The 1,268-nt window shown below is 66.9% G+C and carries 1 protein-coding gene and 2 pseudogenes; 1 reads left to right on the top strand and 2 read right to left on the bottom strand.

The features are described 5' to 3' along the window. Positions 1–124, top strand: a pseudogene (locus PGX04_RS24720) (NADH:flavin oxidoreductase/NADH oxidase); the annotation flags it as partial. Between the two features lie 38 nt (positions 125–162). Here PGX04_RS24720 and PGX04_RS24715 read toward each other — a convergent pair. Then, the gene (locus tag PGX04_RS24715; protein ID WP_273740930.1) at positions 163–951 is read right to left on the bottom strand and encodes an HpcH/HpaI aldolase family protein; all 789 of its coding nucleotides are present in this window, start codon (positions 949–951) and stop codon (positions 163–165) included. A 96-nt stretch (positions 952–1,047) separates the two neighbouring features. Further along, positions 1,048–1,268, bottom strand: a pseudogene (locus PGX04_RS24710) (hypothetical protein); the annotation flags it as partial.

Below are 1,268 nucleotides of genomic sequence, written 5' to 3'. Positions count from 1 at the left end.
CGTCGGTCGGGAGTTCCTCCGCGATCCGTACTTCGGACTCCGCGCGGCCGGCGACCTCGAGCGCGATTCGGAGGCCGTCGCGAAGCAGTGGCCGGTCCAGTACCGGCGTGCCGTCCAACGGTAACGTGGCCATCGCGCCGTCCGGTTCGAGCCGCGTACCGATCACTCGCCGTCGTAGTCGTCCAGCCAGCCGGTGACCGAGGACTGTAACGCACCGGCCGTCGTCCCGATATTCAGCAGTTGATACCCGTTTTGGGCCTTCTCGTTGACGTCATCCATGCCGAATCCGAGTCCACCGACCGGCACGTCCGCATCGACGGCGGCCGACCTGATCGTCTCGACGGCCTCCTCGACCGCCGGATGGTCGAATTCGCCCGGATGGCCCAGCGAGACCGAGAGATCGAGCGGGCCGATGAAGACGAAGCCGAGTTCCGGCACCGCGAGGATGTCGTCGAGTTCGTCGAGGGCCGACTGGGTTTCGACCGTGACGCCGACGACGACCGAGTCGTCCTCGCCGGTCACGTACTCGTCGGTCAGCCCCCAGCGACTGGCACGCGGGTTGGCCATGCCGCGCCGCCCGGGTTCGCCGTCGTACTCGAACCGGCCCGCTCGTACCGCCGCCTCGAGTTCCTCGGCGCTCCCGACCCGCGGAAGAAAGACGTTCCGGACGCCGGCGTCGAGGGCCTTTCGAACCAGCGAGGGGTCGGTATCGGGGACGCGCACCAGCAGTTCCGTGTCGGTGCCGTCAGCCGCGCGGAGCAGGTCCTCCAGTCGGCCCGCGTCCCGCGGACTCGGACCGCCGTGTTCGAGGTCGATCCAGACGAAATCGACGCCGAGCGCCGCGTAGAGTTCGACTACCGTCGGGCTGTACGTGTTCTCGAGGACCCCGAGCGCGACCTCGCCGGACTCGAGGGTCTCGCGGAGGACGTTGTCGCGAGGTTTCTGGTTCATACCGACTTCTTCCACACCGACCGGAGACTAAAGTCTGGGGCCGAACGCCTCGCTGAATTCGGCTCGAAATACGCTGGAAACGCAGTGAGAACAGATTTACTGATCTTTCCACTTGATCGAGCAGCCTCGAGACGGCTGCCACTCGAGGTCGACGTCCTCGCCCGCCAGCACGGCGTCGATGGCTTCGCGGATGTGGATCCGGGTCGGTTCGTCGTCGGGGTTCAACGCGTCGTCGAGGCGGCCCTGGTAGACTAGTTCGAACTCGCCGTCCTTGGCTCGCGGCTTTGCCGCTCGCCTTTCCGCGGCGCTTCGCGCCG

The organism is Natrinema soli (assembly GCF_028618695.1).
Note: the sequence above shows the minus strand (reverse complement) of the source record. Positions and strands in the feature narration are given on the sequence as shown.